This is a genomic window from Kamptonema animale CS-326 (assembly GCF_028330895.1).
GTDB lineage: Bacteria > Cyanobacteriota > Cyanobacteriia > Cyanobacteriales > Microcoleaceae > Kamptonema > Kamptonema formosum.
This window is the reverse complement of sequence record NZ_JAQMUA010000385.1, coordinates 1-6,188: the sequence shown is the minus strand read 5'-3', so window position 1 is coordinate 6,188 and position 6,188 is coordinate 1. Positions and strand designations below refer to the sequence as shown.

7 protein-coding genes and 1 rRNA gene are annotated in these 6,188 nt (G+C 44.6%); 7 read left to right on the top strand and 1 reads right to left on the bottom strand.

The features are described 5' to 3' along the window. Positions 1 to 77: 77 nt before the first annotated feature. The 5 genes from rrf (at position 78) to PN499_RS22655 (ending at position 2,845) form a co-directional block, all read left to right on the top strand. Positions 78 to 195: ribosomal RNA gene (gene rrf / locus PN499_RS22675) — 5S ribosomal RNA — on the top strand. Positions 196 to 393: 198 nt separating this feature from the next. Further along, entirely contained in the window at positions 394 to 855 is a 462-nt protein-coding gene (locus PN499_RS22670) for a phosphate-starvation-inducible PsiE family protein (protein WP_272034863.1), read from the top strand. 101 nt (positions 856 to 956) lie between these two features. After that, complete coding sequence (locus PN499_RS22665; protein ID WP_272034861.1) at positions 957 to 1,409, top strand: nitrate reductase associated protein; 453 nt, start codon at positions 957 to 959, stop codon at positions 1,407 to 1,409. Between the two features lie 366 nt (positions 1,410 to 1,775). After that, complete coding sequence (locus tag PN499_RS22660; RefSeq protein ID WP_007353084.1) at positions 1,776 to 2,168, top strand: PadR family transcriptional regulator; 393 nt, start codon at positions 1,776 to 1,778, stop codon at positions 2,166 to 2,168. Between the two features lie 143 nt (positions 2,169 to 2,311). Beyond that, positions 2,312 to 2,845: a cofactor assembly of complex C subunit B gene (locus PN499_RS22655; protein WP_272034858.1), complete on the top strand. Its 534-nt coding sequence runs from the start codon at positions 2,312 to 2,314 to the stop codon at positions 2,843 to 2,845. A gap of 268 nt (positions 2,846 to 3,113) precedes the next feature. On the opposite strand, the gene PN499_RS22650 is transcribed toward PN499_RS22655, so the two are convergent. Next, positions 3,114 to 3,437, bottom strand: a complete 324-nt coding sequence (locus PN499_RS22650; protein WP_007353086.1) for a DUF3155 domain-containing protein — start codon at positions 3,435 to 3,437, stop codon at positions 3,114 to 3,116. A gap of 335 nt (positions 3,438 to 3,772) precedes the next feature. On the opposite strand from PN499_RS22650, the gene PN499_RS22645 reads away from it, so the two are divergent. Next, the gene (locus PN499_RS22645; protein WP_465249971.1) at positions 3,773 to 5,203 is read left to right on the top strand and encodes a GAF domain-containing sensor histidine kinase; all 1,431 of its coding nucleotides are present in this window, start codon (positions 3,773 to 3,775) and stop codon (positions 5,201 to 5,203) included. 185 nt (positions 5,204 to 5,388) lie between these two features. Further along, a partial coding sequence (gene ldpA, locus PN499_RS22640; protein ID WP_272034854.1) for a circadian clock protein LdpA occupies positions 5,389 to 6,188 on the top strand: 800 nt, incomplete at its 3' end.

Genomic DNA, 6,188 nt, shown 5'->3' with positions numbered 1-6,188 from the left:
GGCTTGACCTCTGACTTTGATTTGATGATGACTTGTTTCTTTGCAGTCTTCAGGGCTCTTATACCCTTACAGCTTTTCCTGGTGTTTATGACGCGGTGGAACCACACCGATTCCATCCCGAACTCGGATGTTAAACGCTGCGGTGGCGAAGATACTTGGTGGGTCACTGCCTGGGAAAATAGCTCGATGCCAGGGATCTTAATCTACAATGCCTCTTTCTGATACTCAGACAGGGGCTTTGTTTTGTTTGATATTAAACTTAAACATCCTTATCCTGCTCTACCTTGACAACGACTTCATTATATGGTAATAAACTTTAAGCTGAAGATCGTTTTATTCAGCTTTATCGTCTTGACACCTTGATACATACAGGGGCATTCTTAGTGATTAAATATGAATTTTAAGAAATTATTCCAGGCAGTTATCTACTATAGCAAAGATGAAAACTTTCTCCACATCATCGAAACTCTAGAGGCAATAATTTCTAAATTCCTATCTTTAGTGATGATGGTGGTGATTGTTGGCTCTGTTTTTGACTTAGTAATTTATCTGAGTCGAGAGCTGCTAACTCAAAGCGATAATATCTTAAAAGATAAATTGTTTGTAGTATTTGGATTATTTTTAAATGTGTTAATTGCTCTAGAAATATTAGAAAATATCACAGCTTATCTCAAAAAGCACGTTGTTCATGTAGAATTGGTTATTGTTACTTCTTTGATAGCGGTAGCTCGAAAAATTATTATTCTAGATTTGGAAAAGAAAACAGCCTTAGATTTGATTGGTTTAGCAATCGCAATTTTTGCTCTTTCAATTAGTTACTTGATAATTCGGCAAACAACCAATCGAGATGAATAGGTGGAATTGAAAATTTTTCAAACAAGGGCTGTCAAAATACCTTACTTTACTAAAAAAAATCATAAGCGAGCGCTCTAATAAATCAAAAACAACAATTAACTATGGCTGATTACTTTCGATTTGAAGATGAATTTGTAACAAACCTACGCTGCATTCCTATGGTAGTACGCTACAAGCTTGATACTTGCGGAATTAAATTAAAATTGTCTCACTGGAATCAATTTAGTCCAGAGGAACGTCAAGGGTTAGTAGAAAGAAATTGCAGCGAGCCAGAGGACATTCAAGTTTACCGAGAAGGACTACAAAAGCTGATTATTAAGTATACGAATAGCCCCGCCACCGATTTAGTAGTAGAGCCCAATCCAGCTTGGATGGATGCTGCAAATATACCCGACACAGTTCAGGAAAAAGCCCAAGAAATAGGTGTTCAACTAACTGTTGAGAAATGGGCTTTGCTAACTCCACTACAACGGTTTGCTTTGATAAAACTTTCGCGTCCTAGTCATGAAAATAAAAACTTTTTACCTGCTCTCCAAGAATTAAATCTAACTTAATAAACTTAGATATCCATCTGACATACTACTTGAGGCTTGGCGATCGCATTATTAATCTCTAACAGACTAGGAGACATTGCCTAAATATTCCCACAGCGATCGCAAGGGTTAATTCAGTGCCGCGCTCGCTAATGCTCAGCCACCGATCCCTGTACCTCTAAACTAGGTCGAGTGTCAATAGCCTCTACAATTTCTGCCCACATCGCAGATTCGAGGAAACGCTTACACCCTTAGATATAGATTTTCTGACTTTGAGCGAGGAAATTACGTTATTTCCCACATTGGTTAAGCCGTTAAACCTAAGATGTTAGTAATTCCTTCTGTTGGGCGCGATAGATTGGAGGGGATAGTTACAGGGCTAGTCAAATGAAATTTGAGAATATCTATCAATTTTTTCAAGACCCTCCCCCTGTGTATCTCAACAAGGAACTAGCAGTGTGCTATATTCTCTCCGTCTTATTGCACGGAGATTCTTACGGAACTGAGCTGATCGGGCAACTAGAAAGGGAATTCCCAATCTACCGACTTTCTGACACAGTTCTCTACAGCGCTCTTAAATTCCTTGAAGATGAAGGGGTAATCGCAGGTTACTGGAAAAAAGTAGAAGGGCGCGGACGCCCCCGGCGGATGTATCAAATCTTCCCGGAATGGCGGCATCAATCTCAAGACCTCGCTCGGCTTTGGCACGAGTATACAGGTCAGGGGAATGGTCTGTCTCAACACCGACACCGGAACTTAGAATCTGGCCAAATGGGTTAGTGCCCTCTTACGTTTGATGCACAACCCTATAGGCCATTATTTGACCTACTTGCGCGATCTGCTCCTTGGCGATCGCGCAAGCTAAACCGCTAAATTTATGTAAAGTAGGAGGAGACTATTTCCATTAAAAGCGCTCCTCCGAGATGAATACTGCCGTTCTTTCCTCAACATTTTTGCTGACGCTGCTGTTGGCTGTAGGTTTGTTTTTCTTCATCAAGGCTTCAGTTAAAGACCGAACAGAACAAGTTAAACTCGTGTCTGAGCAAGCTGAAGATGTTCTGGCAAGTGAGTTGAAAGCATATTTTTCGCAAAGATCTTACCGGGTCGCCGCCGTAGATGATCCTAGCCATCAAGTTACTTTTGAAGGCTTGGTTCGCCCTAGTTGGTTCCTGGCTATTTTTTTAACGATGTTGAGTGCCGTAGGGATGCTTTGCCTGGGCTTGGTCTTATCGATGTTAGTTCCTGCTAGAGGGGGAATTTTCCTGCTGTTGGTGCTGGTATCGCCCCTAGCGGGAATATTTTACTGGAAAAAAGCTGGACGCTCTGAACAAGTCTCGCTTAAACTCGAAGGATTAACTCTGGAAGGGAACCAAACTCAGAGTTTAATTACCGTCAGAGCTCACCGCGACGAATTAGCCGCTATGCAAAAAGCTCTAGGCTTGAAGGCGGCGGATTAAACAGCTTGATGTTGGAATATTTCCTTTGCTGGTAGAGACTGCTCAGACTATGCAAGCCAATGGTTAATTAATGTAAAAGTTACCATCTCCTCTCAGTGGTAAGAGGATTTATGATATTGTGAGTGCCAACTGTTAAACTCGCGAACGCTCCTGATACTATTCCCTACAGGAATGTTCGCTTGAAACTCAGTGGGCACTCAATGAACCAATAAGAGATCCCCTACCCCCAGACAAAGGTTTAAGGTTGCAGCTAATCCTTCGATCTCAGCTAAGCGCGACCCGTTACCCCCACAGCAGTTTTTTCTAGAGCGGCTTCCATCATCATTTTTAAACTGGGGAATAGGAAATGGTTCTCTTCGACGTATTGCGCTCCGAAAAGACCCTTTTCAGCCCAGAAGTATCTATCTGTGGTATGCTCGTTTCTCTTGACCAACAGCAAGGCTGGAGGGACGATCCCCTCAGCATGGATGAATTTGCGCGCTGCCGTTACTGGTTTATCTTCGCCGCTTTCGATGCTATATTGAGGCACACACTCAAGAATACGGCGTCCTTCTTGTCTGCGGCGGCTTTTGCGCTTGCGTCTCCTGGCCAATTTCTTTACCTCCTCTGTGAACAGACGGGTGTAGTTATAGCTACCAAATCCGAGGGAATTATATCCTTTCTGGCTCCAAACTTCAACTTTTTTTAATATATCGATACAATTTTAATATTGTTACAAAGCACAAAAAAGGGAATTGTACAGATTTTTCCGACCCCACCCCAGACAATCCAAGCCTTTCAGTTTTTAGAGGCTACCTCTACTCCTGATTTTAGGTCAGCGATGGCTGAGAAAATCAGAGGAGAAAATCTCTAACTTGTTACCTATGGCCTCTGAGCTGTTACATACTTATAATTTTTGTTAGATATCTTAATGCTGCCCTCATGTTAATGCCCGCCAGTTCTGAATTTGTCACCCTTTGCCGATCGCAGGTAGGGTTAATCGCCAGTTTGGGGGCTACCTTTAGTGTAGTCTACTTGACAGAAGAATTGGCTTCAGAGGGTGCGGCGAAGCTAATTCCAATCGTGGCTTACCCTGAAACATCTGTGGAGTGGGAAGAAAATGAGGGTTGGACGCTGTGGTCGCAACAAGAAATGGAGGCGGTTAACCCGACTCCCCGGTTGCTCTCTCCAGAAATTCCTGTAAAGAAACTACCAGCGATACCTGCGATCGCCCCAGATTACCTTGAAGGTGTTGACTGTAACTCTGAGCGAGAGGAACGTCAGGAGAATGATTGGCAGCAGCCTCAAATTGTGCTGCCTTTGCTACACGAAGGGGTGATGATGGGCTTGCTTGTCAGCGGTCGGAAAGACAGATCTTGGAATGAACGGGAAGAAGCTCAGATGCAGCGAATTGCTCATAGTTTAGCGATCGCCTGCGTTTTAGATCAACGATCGCAGTGGATGCAGCAGCAAGCGGGCAAACAGCAGCAGCTTCAGCTTCAGCAGTACGATACGATGCACAATTTGCTACACCAGTTCAAAAGTCCGCTGACAGCCTTGCGAACATTTGGTAAGCTGTTGATGAAACGGTTATTGGTAGAGGACAAAAATCGACAAGTAGCTGTCAGCATCGTTCGCGAGAGCGATCGCCTTTCGGAGTTGCTACAACAGATCGATCGCAATGTTGACATCGGCGAGAAAAATTTGATACTACCGAACCAGTTGGAGCCAACAAGCAAAAGCGAAGAGATTCAAAACTCTCGCCTGGTTGAAATTTCCCAGTTTCCCGCTGTTGAGCTACTACCTGCGGCTAATTTTTCGGAGCCTTGTTCCGTTGCCGAAGTTTTAAATCCCCTGTTAGAGTCAGCTCGTGCGATCGCAGATGAACGCCACTTAAAACTACAAGCAGAGATTCCCAATAATTTACCACTGGTGCAAGCTAACGCCAAAGCCTTGCGAGAAGTTTTGAGTAATTTACTTGATAATGCCTTGAAATATACTCAGGCTGGAAAACAGATTTATATTAAAGTCAAAGTAGAAGACAGAAATAATCAAAACCCCAAATTATCTATAGCTAATTCGCCCTTAGTTGGCATTGGAATTAGTGATAGTGGTTCGGGGATTCCACCACAGGATTTAGAGCATTTGTTTGAGCGGCACTACCGGGGAGAAAAGGCACATACAGAGATTCCCGGTACGGGATTGGGTTTAGCGATCGCTCAAAATTTAGTACAGCAAATGCAAGGTGAAATACAAGCATTTTCCCCCGTCAAACCAGAGTGGTTGCCTGTGGGAATTAGAAAGAATGATATCAAAAAAGGAACTACTTTTATCGTCTGGCTGCAAGTACAAACTAAGATCGTAGAAACCGTAAATTAGGTATCAACCAAGAAGTTGCAGACCACTTACGCTTGGTTTGCCGGGAAATGTAACGCCGCCGTCGGGCGCGGTATCCTTAACTGCGCCCAACAGCGGCGGGACATTAGCACTACGGCAATACTAAATTAACAACTTTAGTTGCTACAGTTCTCCCAAATTTTTGCACAAAGCATTAGCATATAAGGGTGATAGATCGCTACCATCCTCTAAATTCACTGCAAGACGGCCACTGGTTCAAATTGATTTGCGGAGCCAGTTACCAACATTTGCCTGCGGTTCGGAATCTAACCTTGGCTTACACCCTAGCGGGCGCTGACTGTATCGACGTGGCCGCAGACCCCGCCGCGATCGCAGCGGCGCGATCGGCCCTACAAGTGTCCTCCTATCTAGGAACCGAGGCCCGCACCCGAAATTTTGGGTTTCAAGGTTTACCCCTGCTAATGGTGAGCTTAAACGATGGCGAAGACCCGCATTTTCGCAAAGCCGAATTCAACCCAGCTCATTGTCCCACGGATTGCTGGCGGCCCTGTGAAAAAGTTTGTCCGGCCGTTGCCATTGTCTTTGAAGATAGTGGCGCGGACTTCTCAGGCGTTCTTGACCAGCGCTGCTATGGTTGCGGTCGATGTCTCCCGATTTGCCCCAGCCAGCTAATTTTCACTCGTTCTTACGTATCTGCACCCGCTGCGATCGCGCCTTTAGTGTTGCAAGCCGGTGCAGACGCAATAGAAATTCACACTCAAATAGGGAGAGAAAAAGACTTTGCGCGGCTCTGGTCTAGCATATCCCCCCATATCTCCCAACTCCAACTGATCGCCATTAGCTGCCCCGACGGAGAAGGTTTAATCGACTACCTACGGACACTCTATAACATAGTTTCCCCCCTTCCTTGTCCCCTAATTTGGCAAACTGATGGTCGGCCAATGAGCGGAGACATTAGAGCAGGAGCGACTAGAGCCGCGATTAAACTCGGCGAGAAAGTATTAGC

Coding starts and splice junctions, on each gene's coding strand:
- PN499_RS22645 (WP_465249971.1), top strand. CDS start 3,773: ATGCCCGCCAGTTCTGAATTTGTCACCCTTTGCCGATCGCAGGTAGGG.
- PN499_RS22655 (WP_272034858.1), top strand. CDS start 2,312: ATGAATACTGCCGTTCTTTCCTCAACATTTTTGCTGACGCTGCTGTTG.
- PN499_RS22660 (WP_007353084.1), top strand. CDS start 1,776: ATGAAATTTGAGAATATCTATCAATTTTTTCAAGACCCTCCCCCTGTG.
- PN499_RS22665 (WP_272034861.1), top strand. CDS start 957: ATGGCTGATTACTTTCGATTTGAAGATGAATTTGTAACAAACCTACGC.
- PN499_RS22670 (WP_272034863.1), top strand. CDS start 394: ATGAATTTTAAGAAATTATTCCAGGCAGTTATCTACTATAGCAAAGAT.